The sequence below is a fragment of the Clostridium sp. AM27-31LB genome, assembly GCF_003480745.1.
GTDB classification, from domain to species: domain Bacteria; phylum Bacillota; class Clostridia; order Lachnospirales; family Lachnospiraceae; genus Butyribacter; species Butyribacter intestini.
This window is the reverse complement of the sequence record NZ_QUJS01000004.1, coordinates 293266-310723: the sequence shown is the minus strand read 5'-3', so window position 1 is coordinate 310723 and position 17458 is coordinate 293266. Positions and strand designations below refer to the sequence as shown.

14 protein-coding genes and 2 tRNA genes are annotated in these 17458 nt (G+C 37.9%); 3 read left to right on the top strand and 13 right to left on the bottom strand.

All coding sequences use genetic code 11. From position 1 onward, the window contains the following. Positions 1-566: 566 nt before the first annotated feature. From DW721_RS08465 to DW721_RS08450, 4 genes are all read right to left on the bottom strand, one after another. Positions 567-652 (bottom strand) — tRNA-Ser (locus DW721_RS08465). Positions 653-792: 140 nt separating this feature from the next. Beyond that, positions 793-878: transfer RNA gene (locus DW721_RS08460), tRNA-Ser, on the bottom strand. Positions 879-943: 65 nt separating this feature from the next. Beyond that, positions 944-2137: a DUF5711 family protein gene (locus DW721_RS08455; RefSeq protein WP_147355392.1), complete on the bottom strand. Its 1194-nt coding sequence runs from the start codon at positions 2135-2137 to the stop codon at positions 944-946. Positions 2138-2720: 583 nt separating this feature from the next. Next, positions 2721-4001: a LysM domain-containing protein gene (locus DW721_RS08450; protein WP_243035975.1), complete on the bottom strand. Its 1281-nt coding sequence runs from the start codon at positions 3999-4001 to the stop codon at positions 2721-2723. A 170-nt stretch (positions 4002-4171) separates the two neighbouring features. Here DW721_RS08450 and yyaC point away from each other — a divergent pair, with 170 nt between their 5' ends. Then, positions 4172-4741 carry a spore protease YyaC gene (gene yyaC, locus DW721_RS08445; RefSeq protein WP_022013339.1) on the top strand — a complete coding sequence of 190 codons (570 nt, stop codon included), beginning with the start codon at positions 4172-4174 and terminating at the stop codon, positions 4739-4741. Here the strand turns inward: yyaC and recR are convergent. The 9 genes from recR to DW721_RS08405 all read right to left on the bottom strand — a co-directional run bounded on the left by recR (position 4708) and on the right by DW721_RS08405 (position 13545). After that, a complete protein-coding gene (recR, locus tag DW721_RS08440; RefSeq protein ID WP_022013338.1) occupies positions 4708-5304 on the bottom strand; it encodes a recombination mediator RecR in 597 nt (198 codons plus the stop codon). The genes yyaC and recR overlap by 34 nt on opposite strands. Before the next feature lies 1 nt (position 5305). Continuing rightward, entirely contained in the window at positions 5306-5659 is a 354-nt protein-coding gene (locus DW721_RS08435; RefSeq protein WP_022013337.1) for a YbaB/EbfC family nucleoid-associated protein, read from the bottom strand. An 88-nt stretch (positions 5660-5747) separates the two neighbouring features. Beyond that, positions 5748-7355, bottom strand: coding sequence for a DNA polymerase III subunit gamma/tau (dnaX, locus tag DW721_RS08430; protein ID WP_055941125.1), 1608 nt, complete (start codon positions 7353-7355; stop codon positions 5748-5750). A 77-nt stretch (positions 7356-7432) separates the two neighbouring features. After that, positions 7433-8506, bottom strand: a complete 1074-nt coding sequence (locus tag DW721_RS08425) for an ATP-dependent 6-phosphofructokinase (protein WP_055941123.1) — start codon at positions 8504-8506, stop codon at positions 7433-7435. Next, on the bottom strand, positions 8503-8691 hold the full coding sequence (locus DW721_RS15905) for a hypothetical protein (protein ID WP_147354214.1): 189 nt from the start codon (positions 8689-8691) through the stop codon (positions 8503-8505). Before DW721_RS15905 ends, DW721_RS08425 begins: the two co-directional genes overlap by 4 nt. After that, on the bottom strand, positions 8684-10930 hold the full coding sequence (locus DW721_RS08420) for a glycogen/starch/alpha-glucan phosphorylase (RefSeq protein ID WP_055941121.1): 2247 nt from the start codon (positions 10928-10930) through the stop codon (positions 8684-8686). The genes DW721_RS15905 and DW721_RS08420 overlap by 8 nt, the downstream gene beginning before the upstream one ends. Positions 10931-11468: 538 nt before the next feature. Next, on the bottom strand, positions 11469-12116 hold the full coding sequence (locus tag DW721_RS08415) for a nitroreductase family protein (RefSeq protein WP_118745467.1): 648 nt from the start codon (positions 12114-12116) through the stop codon (positions 11469-11471). A 534-nt stretch (positions 12117-12650) separates the two neighbouring features. Then, positions 12651-12947: a Dabb family protein gene (locus tag DW721_RS08410; protein WP_055941119.1), complete on the bottom strand. Its 297-nt coding sequence runs from the start codon at positions 12945-12947 to the stop codon at positions 12651-12653. Positions 12948-13041: 94 nt separating this feature from the next. Then, positions 13042-13545, bottom strand: a complete 504-nt coding sequence (locus DW721_RS08405; protein WP_118745466.1) for a chemotaxis protein CheD — start codon at positions 13543-13545, stop codon at positions 13042-13044. A 588-nt stretch (positions 13546-14133) separates the two neighbouring features. On the opposite strand from DW721_RS08405, the gene DW721_RS08400 reads away from it, so the two are divergent. Together DW721_RS08400 and xylB are read left to right on the top strand one after the other, a co-directional pair. Beyond that, entirely contained in the window at positions 14134-15624 is a 1491-nt protein-coding gene (locus DW721_RS08400) for an L-fucose/L-arabinose isomerase family protein (protein ID WP_055941115.1), read from the top strand. Positions 15625-15889: 265 nt separating this feature from the next. After that, positions 15890-17419: a xylulokinase gene (gene xylB, locus DW721_RS08395; RefSeq protein WP_182436273.1), complete on the top strand. Its 1530-nt coding sequence runs from the start codon at positions 15890-15892 to the stop codon at positions 17417-17419. The last annotated feature ends 39 nt before the right edge of the window (positions 17420-17458 follow it).

The following is a 17458-nucleotide window of genomic DNA, read 5'->3' as shown; positions in this document are numbered from 1 at the left end:
ACTCTCATGTTTAAGTTTTGACCTGTCCAAGTAAAACTTGGCATAGACAAAATTTTAATCAACTTTGTCATTAGAAGTTGTTTTACAACTTCGCGTCTGAATTTCATTAAGAAATCCGATTTACCTCGCATGTTCTTATCTGCATGTGTTAGATAAGAACTTTGAAAATTTATTTTAGAATTTTCAGGGTTGTTTTACTGTTCAATTATCAATGTTCCAGGTCTTCATCCGACCTTTTTTTGCACTGACATTTCTTTATCAGTGTTACTGACTTGCTGTTTGCGTCAGCGATATATATCTTATCACTTTTGCTTTAGCTTGTCAAGAACTTTTTTATTTTATTTTTTGAAGTCTTTCAAAAAATAAAATCTTGGAAATCTTTTTGATTTCCTGCTTTCGCACCAGCAAGAAACCTCATGCTTTCACACTTTGTTTCTTATCGCTTTCTGCGACAGCGATATGTATCTTACAACATTTCACTGTTGTTGTCAACACCTTTTTTCATTTTTTATCTCTCACTTTCCAGCCGTATAAAAAACTACTTTATATAGTGGATTCAACCACAGCGGAGAGGGTGGGATTCGAACCCACGCGCCCTTGCGGACAAACGGTTTTCAAGACCGCCTCGTTATGACCACTTCGATACCTCTCCATAACAGATAAGATACGAGTCTTAACTCGTCTTTCAACTTATGTACACAACTCTAATCGCATACATAAATACAATATTTAGTTTAAAAATAAGCAAAAAATAAATCTCTATACCATTACTACTCTATATAGAGATCTGAGCGGAGAGGGTGGGATTCGAACCCACGCGCCCTTGCGGACAAACGGTTTTCAAGACCGCCTCGTTATGACCACTTCGATACCTCTCCAAACTGTTTAAGTTTGTTGCTCTCTCAACAGTGCTTTGCTAGTATAACTCTTTATTTTGGATTCGTCAACCCCTTTTTTTAATTTTTTTCAATTTTATTTTTTGAATTTCATTTTCAAGTATAAGATAATAACATTTATTGTCTCCTGAAGCGTAAAAATATTCTACTTTACCTTTAATATCACTTGAAAATTTTTTTATCCCATTCATTTTATAAATAACACATTTTGAATCAGAATTTAACATTATTTCATTGTTATCATTTAACTGTACCTGCTTATACTGTTCACTTAATTCAATCTTTAACTTTCTTTTTCCTGACAGTTCAAATACTTCCAGTTCATTTTTGTTTCCATCATCAGCATCAAGTATTACACCAATATATTTTGAATTATAAAACGCACTTTTTATTGATGTTCCATATTTTTTTTGAAATTTAACTTTCGGCTGACGCAGATTAGTCCATACACAATACCCGTCTTCTCCAAATACACATACATCATTATCATTCAGATACTTTACTTCTGATATGAGCTTGTCATTGTAAACCTGGGCACCCACAAGGAAATTGCTGTTCTTCCCTACATCCGAAAAATCATAAAATGCGACTCTGCTCTGTATCTTACTGTCATTTACGCTTACAAATACTGCTGCCACATTTACTCCGTCGTCAGATATATCTATTGATACCGGGTAACCGTCATCAATATTTGTCGGTATCTCTGCCAAAAGCTTATTCTGCACATCATAAGGATTATAAATTCTTATAACATTTGAAGATGATTCTTCAAGTAATACGGCAACAACCCCTTGTTTTGATACTTCTGCCTGAACTATGGGATAATCTGTCGTTATTTCCTTTCCTGAATCATCCCCATTATAAACTATGAAATTTTTCTCTCCCACATCAGCGACTACCACATATTCTCCACATATATCTATTGCCGATGATGCCATGTCATAGCTGCCGTTCCACAGCTCTTTTCCCGAAGCATCCTGTGCCACTATTCCGTCTTTGCTGTATTTCAGTATATAATCATTGTAGCTGGCATAAGAAGCTGAATTTTTATTTTTTATGCTGCTTCTTTCCTCTATTTTGTACCCATTATATTTTATATTAATATAATAATTGTATATCGCACCGAGTAAAACTGCTGCAAGTATGATTATTCCAGCCGATATGAAAAATGCTTTTTTATTCTTCTTTTTTCTCTCTATTATTGCTGCCACATTTTGAGAACGCCCTACTAAACTTTCCATATTAATCCTCATTTCTGCACATGTTTTTTGTGCATAGTGTGAAATATTATATATGATTTTCACACTATTCTCCATTACTGCACTTTTTGTGCATAGTGGGAATTTTTTGATTTTCAGCCTTCTTCCCACTCCCGTTACTGTTTTAAATAATATGTATTTGCAAAACTATAATAATCCGTAATTGAAGCGTGCAAATATCACATATAATTAGTTTTGCAATCACCTGCTAACATAAACAGCAGTTAATCATTCTAATAGAGAGTATAACTTATCTTTTTTGGCATTGCAATATTCTATATAATATTCCATCTTTATCAGGTAACAGTTCAGCCAAAAAAACATAAGTCAATAATACATGAGCTTGCTCAATGTATTATTAACTTGTTTTTTGGGGCGGAATAGCCTTTCATTTATGAAATGAAGTAAACACAAGCTGCATAGCAGCGACTGACAGCTTACTGGCAGGTTTACGAATGTAATAAACGAGGGGCTGAACTGTTACTTTATCAGAAACAGTTCAATAAAACTAAAAAATTAGCTTTTTCTCTAATTAGCACTGCAGATTTATACGGCAGCTTATTAATTATCTTGCCGGAAGTTTTATAACTTGTCCTTCTCTTATATTATCACTATTTTGTATTCTGTTTACCCTTTTTACCATATTCATTTTCTTCAATGTATGGTACTGTCTCCATACTATCGTACTTAATGTATCGCCCTCTTTTACTTTGTATTCTTCATAGTTTCTGTGCGAACCTGTTATTCGCTTTATATTTTTTCTGTTATTTATCGTCTGTCTTGCAGCCTTAGACATCTTTCCTGTTTTTTTAATTTTATTCACTTTTCCTGCCGTTTTCTTTCTTTTTAACCTGTCTCTTCGTGCTGTACTTAAACTATTATTTTTTCCGATACCTGTATTTTTATCATTACTTTTTCTCTTTTTTTCGGTATCTGATGACTGTACGCTATTTCCTGTTTTTTCCTTTGTCATACTTATTTTCTTTGCATTTTCCGCTTTATCTGCATTTTCTTCTTTGTCCCATTCTGCCCCTATTCCTGCTCCCGAAACATTTTTACTATTGTCATCATCTCCATATGTCGTTTTTACATATCCCTGCAATACATCCACACTGTCCTCAAGACTGTTTATTTTTGAAACACTCTCAATCATATAATTTCCGCCGATGACAAACATAAATGCAATCGCCATCGTAAGTGCAGCTATTGCCGTCTTAGAAACAGAATCTTTCTTTTCGTTTTTATTTACCCTATCGCGTATCACTTCGGTGACAACATCATCATACTCTCTGTCTACACTTTCATTTTGATTTTCTCCGAGCACAAAATCCTGCATCTGCGGATTTTTTTCATAATAAACATAATATCCCGTCTGTTCCTTTAGATTTCCATCTTTCCACTTAAATATTTTTTCTTCACATTCTGACAGGTCAAACAGGAACAATATATTGCTTTCCTTAGAAAAATATTTTCTTTGAATTATATTTATCGTCGCATCAACTTTGCTGTTCCACATATAAACACCACACACCCAGCCCATCACTGTCACTCCGGGAAAGTATTTATATATTTTCTCATATGCTTCACTCCAGTCTTTTTCTGATATGTCAGTAACTGCATCCGTAACATTAAAATCCACCCCTATTGCACCATATATAAATGTACTGCCTTTTGCAAGTTCCTCCCCCTCTTTTCCGAGCATCAGTATTATCTTTTCCTCACTCTGTTCCTTAAATATCTGTCTTATATAAGTCATAACATAATCTTCTATATAAATCGGTCCGGAATACGGGCTTTCCCCTATCTGACGGATATTTTCCGGTTTTTTCACATACTTATGTATCATATCTTCCACAATTTCATCCCCCTATCCTTTACCATGTACTCTTTTAGGATTACGATAACATTTCCGACAGAAAAATTTTGTCAAAATCCCTCACCTGGTTAATGAATATTTTTATTTTTATGTGGAATATTATTTATATAATATCTTTTTTGAAAGGTTGGATAATTTTAATGAATATGTTAAAAGAAACTAAAGTCTCTTATTTTAACCCTGAAACTTCTCTTGCTTCTTTTCATTTTATACACACTTTAAAAAGCTGTTATAAAGAATGTTTTTCTTTAAATAAACATCTTGTCATACTTTGTATTGGTTCTGACAGAGTCATAGGAGATTGTCTTGGTCCGCTTGTCGGTCATAAACTTTCATCTCTTTTAAAAAGTTCAGATATTTCCATATATGGCACTTTGAATAATCCCGTTCATGCAAAAAATCTCAATACGACGATAAAAAAAATAAGAGCAACTATACGAAATCCGTACATCATTGCTCTTGATTCTTCTCTTGGTACAAACTCTCATGTGGGTTGTGTCACTCTCGGTAAAGGCTCGCTTTCTCCCGGCATAGGCACGGGAAAGAGTCTTCCGCAGGTGGGTGATATTTATATTACCGGAATCGTTAATGAAAGCGGTATCAATAATATTGCAACTTTGCAGACAACACACCTTAACACTGTCATGAGGCTTGCTGATTTTATCTCCAGCGGTCTTTACATGTCTGTACGCCCCTCTAAAGCTCGATAAAGCGTAATCTCGTCAATATACTCTAAATCTCCCCCTATAGGAACTCCACTTGCAATACGGCTCACTTTCACCCCCAGCGGCTTTATAAGTTTGCTTATATATGTTGCTGTCGTGTCACCCTCAAGCGTTTTATTGGTGGCGACTATGACTTCGTCCACATCTTTCTGAAGCCGCACCATAAGTTCACTGAGTCTTATATCCTGCGGTCCTATGCCCGCCATTGGTGAGATTGCTCCGTGAAGCACATGGTACACTCCCTCATATTTTCCTGTTTTTTCATAAGCAGCCAAATCTCTCGTGTTTTCAACGACCATTATCTGCTTATGATTGCGCTTAGGATTAGCACATATAGGACAAAGTTCATCATCCGTATATGTGCAGCATTCCTTGCAATATTTTACATTTTTCTTTGCGTTTGTCATTGCATCGGCAAGCCCCTTGACCTGCTCCTGCGGCATATTTAGTATATGAAACGCAAGTCTTTGTGCCGATTTATTTCCTATACCCGGCAAATGTGAGAGCTGCTCAACAAGAGTTAATATCTGCGAACTGTAAAAATCCATCTTAGAACAGACCTCCGAGACCTCCGCCAAGTCCACCTGTAAGTGCTGACATCATTTCCGAACTTTCTTCCTCTACTTTGCGGAGTGCTTCATTTGTTGCAGCTACTATAAGATCTTCAAGCATCTCTATATCGTCAGGATCAACAACTTCAGGGTCGAGTTTTACTGATAAAACTTCTTTCTTTCCGGAAATTTTAACCGTTACAGCTCCACCGCCGGCTGTTGCTTCCCACTCTTTTTCTTCCATTTCCTTCGTCTTTTCTTCCATCTGTCTCTGCATACGCTGAGCCTGTTTCATAAGATTGTTCATATTTCCCGGCATTCCACCACCTGGAAATCCACCTCTCTTTGCCATTCTATCTTCCTCCATAAATTATTTTTGTTGACTGTTTTTATCTTCCTGACTTTCATTTCGGAAGCATTATTAAATTTCATCCAGTCCTTTATTTTTTAAACTGCACATCAAAGTTTATTTTATCGATTAAATCAGATAAATCCAGAGAATTTCTGCTCTGCTCAGGACTTACAAGTTCTACCATTATCCCGGCATCAACTCCTACGATATTTGATATGAGAATTTTTAATTCATCAAGATTTTTCTTCTCGTCCATATTGAAATACGCTTCTGCCGTCGCATCCGTAAATTGCAATATAAGGGTCTGCCCATCCTGTGATACTGTCTTTTTGCATATGTCCGGTGACAAAAATGACTTAGCAGTAACTGACAATCCTGAGACTATCTGTCCCCACTTTTCATTTATCTTTTTCATGTCATCCGATACCATCTTGGGAAGTTCCACCTTAGGCTTATTTTCCTCAGGCGTCTCTTTATTGGCTTTTGCAGCATAAACTGTATCCATATTTTCTGCACTTGAAGAATTTACTACAATGCCATTTTCAAGCTTCTTTTCTAAAGCATCAAGCCTTGCAATAACACTGTCATCCTGCGTGTTTTTCTCCATCTGAGGTACACAGAGCTTTACAAAAGTAACCTCGGTAAGTACACGCTTCTGAGTTGCATATTTTATCTGATTCGATAACTCTGATAATATACGAATATACCTTATAAGACCTGTCTCGTCAACTTTTTTTGTTTCCTGTTCCATCTGTTCAAGCTGTTCGGTTGACGCATCGACCATCTCACGCCCGGCTGATGACACTGATATTATCATAAGATTTCTCAAATACCATATAAGACCTGTTATAAACTGATTTAAATCCCTGCCCGATATCATTATCTCGTCAAGAAGTTTTACACAACCCATAACATCAAGTTCTGCCATGCAGTTAAACATACGGCTATATACCGCCGTATCGACTGCACCAAGCACTTCTATAGCTTTATCGTATGTAAGTTTTTCACCGAGGTAAAAAGCTATACACTGGTCTAAAAGGCTGAGTGCATCACGCATTGAGCCGTCTGCGACTTTTGCAATATATCTAAGTGCTTTCTCCTCCACTTCTATCTGCTCACGCTGCATAAGGTCTTTTAATCTGTCGGCTATCGTGTCTATTGATATTCTCTTGAAGTCGTAACGCTGGCATCTTGACAATATCGTTATAGGTATCTTGTGTGCCTCAGTGGTAGCCAATATGAATATAACATATGCCGGCGGCTCCTCGAGAGTTTTAAGCAGTGCGTTAAATGCCGCCGCTGATAACATATGAACCTCATCGATAATATATACCTTATATTTTCCCTCTGCCGGAGAATACTGTACCTCATCTATTATCTCTCTTATATCATCTACGCTGTTGTTTGATGCCGCATCCATCTCAATAACATTCATCGAAGTCTGGCTGCTTATCTTTTTGCACATCTCACACTCACCGCAGGGACTTCCGTCTACCGGATGTTCACAATTGACTGCTTTTGCAAGTATCTTAGCAACCGTTGTCTTACCGGTTCCCCTTGTACCGCAAAAAAGATAAGCATGCCCGATACGGTCAGTCCTTATCTCATTTTTTAAAGTTGTAACTATATGATCCTGTCCCTTGACCTCGTCAAATTCACCGGGACGGAATTTTCTGTATAAAGCCGTATAAGACATAATACTCCTTTTTAGGTAAATTTAGGGGCAACCTTGGATTGCCCCTTTATTTCTTAGTTTTCAAAACTGAAATCCATTTAATCCCCGAAACAGATTCCTAAACCTTTTGCTTCTTTTATTATTGACGAGTCAGGATCGACCATCTTAAGTTTTCCTGCTACCTCACCAAGCGGAACCGGAACTATCTCGCCATCTTTAAAACCTACCATATAACCATATTTTTCTTTGATGATAAGTCTTGCTGCTGCCGCACCTAGTCTGCTCGATATAACTCTGTCATATGGGCAAGGCTCGCCACCACGCTGCATATGTCCGGGAACTGTAATCCTTACTTCCTGTCCCGTTCTCTCCTCAATCTCTTTTCCTATCTGATAAGATATTGACGGATATGGATTTGCCTTTCTCTTTGCCTTAAGTTCTTTCTTTGAAAGTGCTGCATCTTCTTTTGATATTGCCCCTTCTGCTACTGCAAGGATTGAAAAACGCTTTCCCTCTTTTGTTCTCTTGTCAAGTGCTGCAACAACCGAATTTATGTCATATGGTATCTCAGGAAGAAGAATTATATCTGCCCCTCCTGCAATTCCGGCATGAAGTGTAAGCCAGCCTACTTTATGACCCATAACCTCGACAATAAATACCCTGCTGTGCGATGCGGCTGTCGTGTGAATACAGTCTATCGCATTTGTAGCTATGTTTACGGCACTCTGGAAACCAAATGTTATATCTGTTCCCCAGATGTCATTGTCGATAGTTTTTGGAAGTGTGACTACATTTAAGCCCTCCTCACTCAAAAGGTTTGCTGTCTTATGAGTACCGTTTCCGCCAAGTATTACAAGACAGTCAAGTCCCCACTTTCTGTAGTTTGACTTCATTGCCTCAACTTTATCAAGTCCGTTCTCATCAGGCTCACGCATCTTCTTAAACGGCTGTCTTGATGTTCCGATTATGGTTCCTCCCTCGGTAAGAATCCCTGAAAAATCACTCGGTTTCATTTTTCTGTAATTTCCATAGATAAGTCCTTTATAACCCTCAATGATACCGTAAATCTCCACATCAGAATATGTCTGGTACAATGTTTTTGCAACACCACGCATAGTTGCATTTAAGCTCTGGCAATCTCCACCGCTTGTTAAAAATCCAATTTTCTTCATAAACTGCCGCCTTTCTTTTCATCAATATTTTCCAGTTCTTTTTCTCTTTTCTTAGTATAACCGTATTTCTTATTTACTATTTTACTCATTATAAAATATCCCGCCGCTGCTACAAGTAACATTATAAACAATACTTCGGGCGATACAATAGATTTTACATTCATTTTACATACCGTTCTAGTCAAGATGCCATATGTCATCATTGTACTGTGCTATCGTTCTGTCAGATGAGAAGAAACCTGCCATAGCTATATTCTTTATCATTTTTCTGCTCCATGCAGCTCTGTCCTCATAATCCTTAAACACCTGCTCTTTGACACGGATATAATCTTTTATGTCTAATAGTGTCATAAACCAATCTTTTGTCACTATCTCCATGTAAAGTCTGATAAGACTCTTCTTATTTCCGACCGCAAACATCTTTTTATCAATGATAAAGTCAACAAGTTTTGCTATCTCCGGATCTTCATCATAAATCTTTTCTGCTGAATAATCGGCTTTTGCATAATGCTCAATAACCGTATCACTCTTTTCACCAAATATATAGATATTATCATCGCCTACAAGTTCATGTATCTCGACATTTGCACCATCCTCTGTTCCAAGAGTCACGGCACCGTTTAACATAAATTTCATGTTGCTCGTTCCGCTGGCTTCTTTTGATGCAAGCGAAATCTGCTCTGAAATATCTGCTGCCGGTATTATCTTCTCTGCATATGTTACATTGTAATTTTCAAGCATTACCACTTTAAGGTATGGGCTTACCTCAGGATCATTCTCTATAACTTTTGACAGACAGAGTATAAGATGAATAATGTCTTTAGCGATAGTGTATGCCGGTGCCGCCTTTGCTCCAAATACAAATGTAATCGGTCTTGCCGGTTTGTTACCTGCCTTTATATCCATATATTTATGAATAATATATAGTGCATTCATCTGCTGTCTCTTATACTCATGAAGTCTCTTTACCTGAACATCTATAATAGAGTTTTCATCTATCTCAATATTTTCTTTCTTAAGAAGATAATCTTTAAATTCTTTCTTCTTAGTCATTTTTATATCGGTAATTGCTTTAAGTACGGCTTCATCATCCTTAAACTGCATAAGTTTTTCAAGTTCATTTGCATCTTTCTTAAAGCCGTCACCTATCTTTGATGAGATAAGCCCGGTAAGTTCATGGTTGCTGTGAAGAAGCCATCTTCTAAATGTTATACCGTTTGTCTTATTGTTAAATTTGTTTGGATAAATATCATAAAACGGTTTTAACTCGCTGTTTTTAAGGATTTCAGTATGAAGTGCGGCAACACCGTTTACACTAAATCCATAATGCATATCTATCCTTGCCATGTGCACCTGCTGATTTTCATCTATAATTGCAAGTTCAGGATTGTTATTATATTTTTCTTTTACTTTTACATCAAGCATCTTAATGATAGGCATAAGCTGTGGAACAACTTTGTCAAGGAACCAAACAGGCCATTTTTCAAGTGCTTCCGCAAGTATCGTGTGGTTTGTGTATGCACACATACTGCTTACTATATCGATTGCCTTATCCATATCAATGCCCTTCTTGACAAGAAGTCTGATAAGTTCAGGGATTACCATCGTAGGATGTGTATCGTTTATCTGGACAACCGCATAATCGGCAAGGTCATAGAGATTACTTCCCTTTGCAGCCGCTTCATCAATAATAAGCTGTGCGGCATTGCTTACCATGAAATACTGCTGGTATATTCTAAGGAGCTGTCCCTGATAGTCACTGTCATCAGGATAGAGGAACAATGTAAGATTTTTTCTTATATCCTCTTTGTTGAAATAAATGCTTTCTCCCTGAACGATATTTTCATCAACGCTGTCAATATCAAAAAGTTTTAATGTATTGCACTTATTATCATAACCAGTCACATCTATCTCATACATAACGGAATTTACTCTGAGTCCGCCAAAAATGACCTCATAGCTTGTATCTGTTCTTCTAAGCCAGCTTTTGTCCTTTATCCATGGGTTTGGAACTTCTTTCTGAAGATTTTTATCAAACTCCTGCTTGAAAAGTCCGAGATGGTAATTTATTCCGACACCGTCACCGTTTAAACCAAGCGTTGCTATAGAGTCGAGGAAGCAGGCGGCAAGTCTTCCGAGTCCGCCGTTTCCAAGTGATGGTTCAGGCTCAATCTCCTCAATCTCCGCCATGCTCTTTCCATGCTTTTTAAGAGCATCTTCTACCTGGTCATAAAGTCCAAGATTTATAAGATTGTTTGATAAAAGCTTTCCTATAAGAAACTCTGCTGAGATATAATAGAGTTTCTTCTTTCCCTCAATCTTTCCCCTCTGCTGCATTGCATTTTTAGTAAGCTCTAATAAACCGTAATAAATTTCTTCATTTGTACCGCGTGATGCGATATTTTCAATTTCGTTTTCGTACATACTCTCCTACCTTTCTTTATTGATGTACTCTCGGTATCTTCTCAAAACGAAACATTTCGAGAGCACACTATTGTGCCGGACATATATCATCTGATACTGTCCATACTTTTTCACTTATTATCCAGTGTAATGGCATGTTGCTATTTAGCCAAATGACGCAGAATGAATTTTTCATTCTGCAAGGCGGAAGAATGAGCCGTAGCGGGCTACGGCAATTGATTACAACGCAGCAGATGAAAATTCAGGCAAGTTATTTAGCTAAATGTGAACAGGTCAGTACACTAGTGTAATGTATCAATAACTTTTGTCAAAATGTCATTTAACAAAACTGATGCCACGGTTTGTTCCATGACTGTCTGTTTTTGACACTTACATCTTTATAATACCACTTTACATTTTTTACTACAAGAAACAAGACTTCCCCGAAAATGATTAAAATCGACTTATTGTTTACAACTACGATGCGGCCAGCAACGACTTATTTTAAATCTGCTCCTAGTGTAGTGTATCATTGATAATCTCGAAATCATATGCCTTCCTACCCGATATGATACTCTACAATATCCTTAAGTTTTTTGCGTGGTCTTGCATCAGGACTTTCATCGGGATATCCAAGTGCAACCGCTCCGATAAGCTGTCCACTCTTGCCTATGTAATCCGTAAGTTCTTTATAGGCGAAACAGGTATTGCCTATCCAAAGTGAACCGACACCAAGCTGCTGTGCACGAAGCAACATATTTTCTATTGCCGCACCGATTGAGAGACTATCACATATCTCCGTAAATCTGCCATCCATATCTATCGTTTCCATAGGACTTACACCGTTTGTATTTAATACAAATACCACTATAGGTGCACTCATCATTATGCGAAGCGTATTGTCCGCATCCGGCAGCAGTCTTTTTGAGTCTTTAAACAAAGGTTCTTTTAACTCACGCTTTATGCCTGCACGCATCTTTTTTAAAATTTCTTTCTTTTCTTCACCACCATATACAAGAAATTTCCATGGCTGTCTGTTTTTACCGGATGGTGCAACTCTCGCTGCATCAAGGATTTTTTCAAGTATCTCGCCTGAAATCTCCTCTTTCTTATATTTTCTTATGCTTCTTCTCTGATATATGCTGTCACACAGCACATTTTGGTCATCCTTGCCGTTATCATTGTCATTTATGTTGTTACTGTTCATTCCGTTGTTATCCTTACTATTTCTCTTCCTTTTTGTTATGTATTTATGATTTGCTGTTTTTAGTTGTGCATTTACATTTTTGTTCGCAGATAATTTACTAATTCATTTTTTTGTTGGTCTTAAAGGATTTATACTCCATATAATGATAAAGATTTCTATATTGCTGTCTGCTTTAATCCTTGCGTAATTTTAATATTACCAAGGAACAGCGTAACAGTTCAGCCATAAAAAGATAATTGGCAATACAATGAGCTTGTTCATTATATTGTTAAGTACCTTTTTATGGTAGAATAGCCTTTCATTTCTGAAATGAGTAAACATAAGCTGCAAAGCAGCGACTGACAGCTCGCTGGCAGGTTTATGAATGTAAGAAATGAAAGGCTGAACTGTTACGGAATAGCAGTGCAAATTGTGAATATCCGTTCCACTTGTCTAAAACATGTGATTAATGATTACAGGCAGCCCCATCATAAGACTGCCTGTAAGATTTGCAACAAGGCAGATATTCGTGGTACGCTCTGCTGTCTGCTACTGTTAAATTTCATAATCCATGCACATCCTTACCGCCGTGTACGGTCTTACATAAGTGTCTGCCACGGCAACATGAGCCGGATGCTTCTGATAACCTTTAAGCGACTCCTCACTGTCAAGCTCACAATCGAGCATAACATCAGCATTTGACGAGCCAAGTCCGTCAATTACAACATTAACCTTTAAAAGTCCCGGTACTTTTCCCACAAGCGACTCAAGATTTTCTTTAATTCCTTTTTTTACGCTCTCTTTATCCTCAATATCCTCTTTTAACTGCCACAAAATAATATGTTTTACCATTGTATGCTCCTTTCTTGGCTAAATGATTTAGATATTTGCGAAACTATCATAACCTGCGATTAACACAACATATAATTAGTTTCGCAAACACCTGCTAAATAATATGTTTAGTTCCATCTGTTGCATTTATGAATACCCTTGCATCCCCCGGACAAAAACGTATGGTTCTGCCAACCGTTCCCCCAGTCATCTGTGCAACAACCGGTATCCCCATTTCTGAAAGTATCCTCTTTGATTGTATAACATTCTGGGTTCCTATGTCCATATTTTTATTCGAAAAATCAAAACTAAACATATTGGCACCACCAATAATTTTTACTTTTAAATTTCCACTGTCTGCTCCACGAACACATAATGTTTTGTATAATCTTTCAATTCCTGTATTTACATATCTTTCAGGGCACATATCCCGACGACCATCCATATGTTCCATAGACCCGGCATAAGCATCGGGGAGCATTGCGTGCAGCAGACCACCTATATGCAGCCTTTCATCGTACATACATATCCCGACACATGAACCAAGTGCATAAGTAACCAGCTCATCATTTTTTCCACCTGTTTTCAAATCCGCAATCTCAACTATTTTCTGAGCCATAACACGCCTTTCATTTCATTTTTATTAAAATAGATATTTGCGAAACTAGTGTGCTGACCTGCTGACTTTTAGCTAAATAACTAAGGATAAATTTTCAGTCTGCAAGACGGAAGAATGAGCTGTAGTGGGCTACGGCGATTGATGACAACAAAGCAGATGGAAATTTATACAAGTTATTTGGCAAAATATCAACAGGTCAGTGCACTAGCATTATCTGTAATTAACACAACATATAGTAAAATTTCGCAATCAACCATAATTTGCATTTTATTTGTATTTCTTTTTTCACTATTTTCTAATATTTATATTGTATTTGTTATACCCTATTTTTGTCCTGTTAGCAAGTGAACAGACATAAAATCTAATATTTATGGTAGTAATTCTCTGATTTTTATTGTAATTATCACGATAGAACTTTTATAATAATAGATTTTTATTGTCACTTTAAACAATTTATTGATATTTTACTACTCTTTTTCATTGCAAAATATCCTAAAATGTAATAGAATATATTTTGAAAACAAATACAGCAAAATGCACGTCAATTTTACTGTAAATTTTTTATATAAGGAAAGGATGTATTTTAAAATGACTAATTTACCAAAAATGAAAATAGGTATCGTTGCTGTCAGCAGAGACTGTTTCCCAGAGTCACTCTCAGTAACAAGAAGACAGAACCTTGTAAAGGCTTACACAGACAAATATGATGCTGAGGATATTTACGAATGTCCGGTATGTATCGTAGAAAGCGAAATACATATGGTACAGGCTCTTGAGGACATCAAGAAAGCCGGATGTAACGCACTTGTTGTTTACCTTGGAAACTTCGGTCCTGAAATTTCTGAGACACTTCTTGCTAAGCACTTTGACGGACCTAAGATGTTCGTTGCTGCTTCTGAGGAAGACGGACTTAACGGAGGTCTTATCGACAACCGTGGTGATGCTTACTGTGGTATGCTCAATGCAAGCTACAACCTTAAACTTCGTAATGTTAAGGCTTATATCCCAGAGTATCCTGTAGGAACTGCTGAGGAATGTGCAGATATGATTCATGAATTTGTACCTATCGCACGTACTATTTATGCATTAAGCAACTTGAAGATTATCAGCTTTGGTCCTCGTCCACAGAACTTCCTTGCTTGTAATGCTCCTATCAAACAGCTTTACAACCTTGACATCGAAATCGAGGAAAACTCAGAGCTTGACCTTTTTGAAGCATTCAACAACCATGCAGGTGATAAGCGTATCCCTGATGTTGTTAAGGATATGGAAGCAGAACTTGGTGCCGGAAACAAGAAACCTGAAATCCTTGAGAAACTTGCTCAGTATGAGCTTACTCTCCTTGACTGGATTGAAGACCACAAGGGTTACAGAAAATATGTTACTATCGCCGGAAAATGCTGGCCTGCATTCCAGACACAGTTTGGATTCGTACCTTGTTATGTAAACAGCCGTCTCACTAAGAGAGGCATCCCAGTTTCATGTGAGGTTGATATTTACGGAGCACTCAGCGAGTTCATCGGAACTGTTGCAAGTGAAGATGCAACTACTCTTCTTGACATCAACAATACTGTACCTGCTGATATTTATGACGCTGATATCAAGGGCAAATTTGATTACACACAGAAAGATACATTTATGGGATTCCATTGTGGAAACACAGCTTCAGACAAGCTTTCATTCTGTGAGATGAAGTATCAGAAGATTATGGCTCGTTCACTTCCTATCGAAGTAACAAACGGAACTCTCGAAGGAGACATCATTCCTGGAGATATTACATTCTTCCGTCTTCAGAGCACAGCAGATGCTAAACTCCGCGGATATATCGCTCAGGGTGAAGTTCTTCCTGTTGCAACACGTTCATTCGGTGCAATCGGTATCTTCGCTATTCCTGAGATGGGACGTTTCTACCGTCATGTACTTATCGAGGGCAACTATCCTCATCATGGAGCTGTTGCATTCGGTCATTACGGAAAGACATTATACGAAGTATTCAAATACATCGGTGTAGATGTTGACGAAATCGGCTTTAACCAGCCAAAGGGAATGCTCTACAAGACAGAGAATCCATTTGCTTAATCTTTTAAAAGCTTCAAATTTTATTGCAGTCAATTGACTTTAATTAATTGAGGGCGATGGCATATTGCCATCGCCTTTTGTTTTAATTTCTGACTGCAAGTCACTGTTGACTTAATGTTGCTATTTCCACTTTGGTACGATGAAATAATTTGATTTTTATTGTACCTGATATGAGCAGCAGCAGGTTAATGATTTAATTTATGTTATGAAATGAGCTTATAGCGAAATCTGCTTTCGTGACTTTTTGCTCAGAAATGAGGTTATAATGAATTATTTAATTGGTATCGATTTAGGAACTTCATCAACTAAGACTGTTCTTTTTGATGAGGCTGGAAATGTTATCGCTTCTGCCGGAAAAGATTATCCACTCTATACTCCAAACAACGGGTGGGCAGAGCAGAAACCTGAGGACTGGCGCGACGCTGCCCTTGAAACTATCGCAAAAGTAGTTAAAGAGTCAGGTGTAAATGCTGACGATATAAAGGGACTTGGTATCTCAGGTCAGATGCACGGACTTGTAATGCTTGATGAAAACGGAGAGGTTATCCGCCCTTCAATCATCTGGTGTGACCAGCGTACAGAAAAGGAGTGTGAGGAGATTACAGAAAAAATCGGTGCAGAAAGACTTATCGAGATTACTGCAAACCCTGCACTTACAGGATTTACTGCTTCAAAAATCCTCTGGGTAAGAAATAACGAGCCTGAAAATTATGCAAAGTGTAAGCATATCTTACTTCCTAAAGATTATGTAAGATATATTCTTACAGGCGAATTTGCTACTGAGGTATCTGATGCTTCAGGTATGCAGCTTCTCGATGTTCCAAAGAGACAGTGGTCTGACGAAGTCCTCGAAAAACTTGATATTGACAAGAGTCTTCTCGCAAAGGTTTATGAGTCACCTGAGGTTACAGGTACTATTTTACCTGAAATTGCTGAAAAGACAGGACTTTCAACATCAACAGTTGTAGTCGGCGGTGCCGGGGATAATGCTGCGGCAGCAGTTGGTACAGGTGTTGTAGAAGATGGCAAGGCATTTACTACTATCGGAACAAGCGGTGTCGTTTTTGCTCACAGCAGCAAGATTTCAATCGACCCTAAGGGCAGAGTTCACACATTCTGCTGTGCCGTTCCTGGTGCATGGCATGTTATGGGAGTTACACAGGCTGCCGGATATTCACTTGCATGGTATCTTGATAATATGGGTGTCGGATATAAAGATGAAGCTAAAGAAAAAGGCTGTGGTGTCTATGACCTTATCAACGCTGATGTTGAAAAGACACCTATCGGTGCAAACCGCCTTATCTATCTACCTTACTTAAACGGTGAGCGTACACCACATCTTGACCCGGACTGCCGTGGAGTTCTTTTCGGACTTTCAAGTATGCACACAAAAGCAGATATTGTCCGTGCGGTAATGGAGGGAATCAGCTACTCTCTTACTGACTGCAAGGATATTCTCTCTGAGATGGGTGTCGAAGTTAATGATATGATGGCTTGCGGCGGCGGAGCTAAGAACGGTGTCCAGCGTCAGATGATGGCTGATATGTTCGGATGCGATGTTAATACTGTTACTGCTACAGAGGGACCTGCTCTCGGTGTTGCCATTCTCGCTGGTGTCGGTGCAGGCATCTATGACAGCGTTGAAAATGCCTGCCGTAAGATGATACATAAAGACCCTGCTAAGGAATGTAAGACAAATCTTGAGAATAAGGCTAAGTATGATAAGTTCCATGAGATTTATAAAAATCTTTACGGATGCCTTAAGGAGCAGTATAAGGAGATTGCGAAGCTGTAGGATTGCTTGATTGATTACTTTGACGCAAGGAAGGAGATG

Excerpts from the sequence above, each read along its gene's own strand:
- DW721_RS08455 (WP_147355392.1), bottom strand. The coding sequence starts at position 2,137 with ATGGAAAGTTTAGTAGGGCGTTCTCAAAATGTGGCAGCAATAATAGAG.
- DW721_RS08450 (WP_243035975.1), bottom strand. The coding sequence starts at position 4,001 with ATGATACATAAGTATGTGAAAAAACCGGAAAATATCCGTCAGATAGGG.
- yyaC (WP_022013339.1), top strand. The coding sequence starts at position 4,172 with ATGAATATGTTAAAAGAAACTAAAGTCTCTTATTTTAACCCTGAAACT.
- recR (WP_022013338.1), bottom strand. The coding sequence starts at position 5,304 with ATGGATTTTTACAGTTCGCAGATATTAACTCTTGTTGAGCAGCTCTCA.
- DW721_RS08435 (WP_022013337.1), bottom strand. The coding sequence starts at position 5,659 with ATGGCAAAGAGAGGTGGATTTCCAGGTGGTGGAATGCCGGGAAATATG.
- dnaX (WP_055941125.1), bottom strand. The coding sequence starts at position 7,355 with ATGTCTTATACGGCTTTATACAGAAAATTCCGTCCCGGTGAATTTGAC.
- DW721_RS08425 (WP_055941123.1), bottom strand. The coding sequence starts at position 8,506 with ATGAAGAAAATTGGATTTTTAACAAGCGGTGGAGATTGCCAGAGCTTA.
- DW721_RS08420 (WP_055941121.1), bottom strand. The coding sequence starts at position 10,930 with ATGTACGAAAACGAAATTGAAAATATCGCATCACGCGGTACAAATGAA.
- DW721_RS08415 (WP_118745467.1), bottom strand. The coding sequence starts at position 12,116 with ATGAACAGTAACAACATAAATGACAATGATAACGGCAAGGATGACCAA.
- DW721_RS08410 (WP_055941119.1), bottom strand. The coding sequence starts at position 12,947 with ATGGTAAAACATATTATTTTGTGGCAGTTAAAAGAGGATATTGAGGAT.
- DW721_RS08405 (WP_118745466.1), bottom strand. The coding sequence starts at position 13,545 with ATGGCTCAGAAAATAGTTGAGATTGCGGATTTGAAAACAGGTGGAAAA.
- DW721_RS08400 (WP_055941115.1), top strand. The coding sequence starts at position 14,134 with ATGACTAATTTACCAAAAATGAAAATAGGTATCGTTGCTGTCAGCAGA.
- xylB (WP_182436273.1), top strand. The coding sequence starts at position 15,890 with ATGAATTATTTAATTGGTATCGATTTAGGAACTTCATCAACTAAGACT.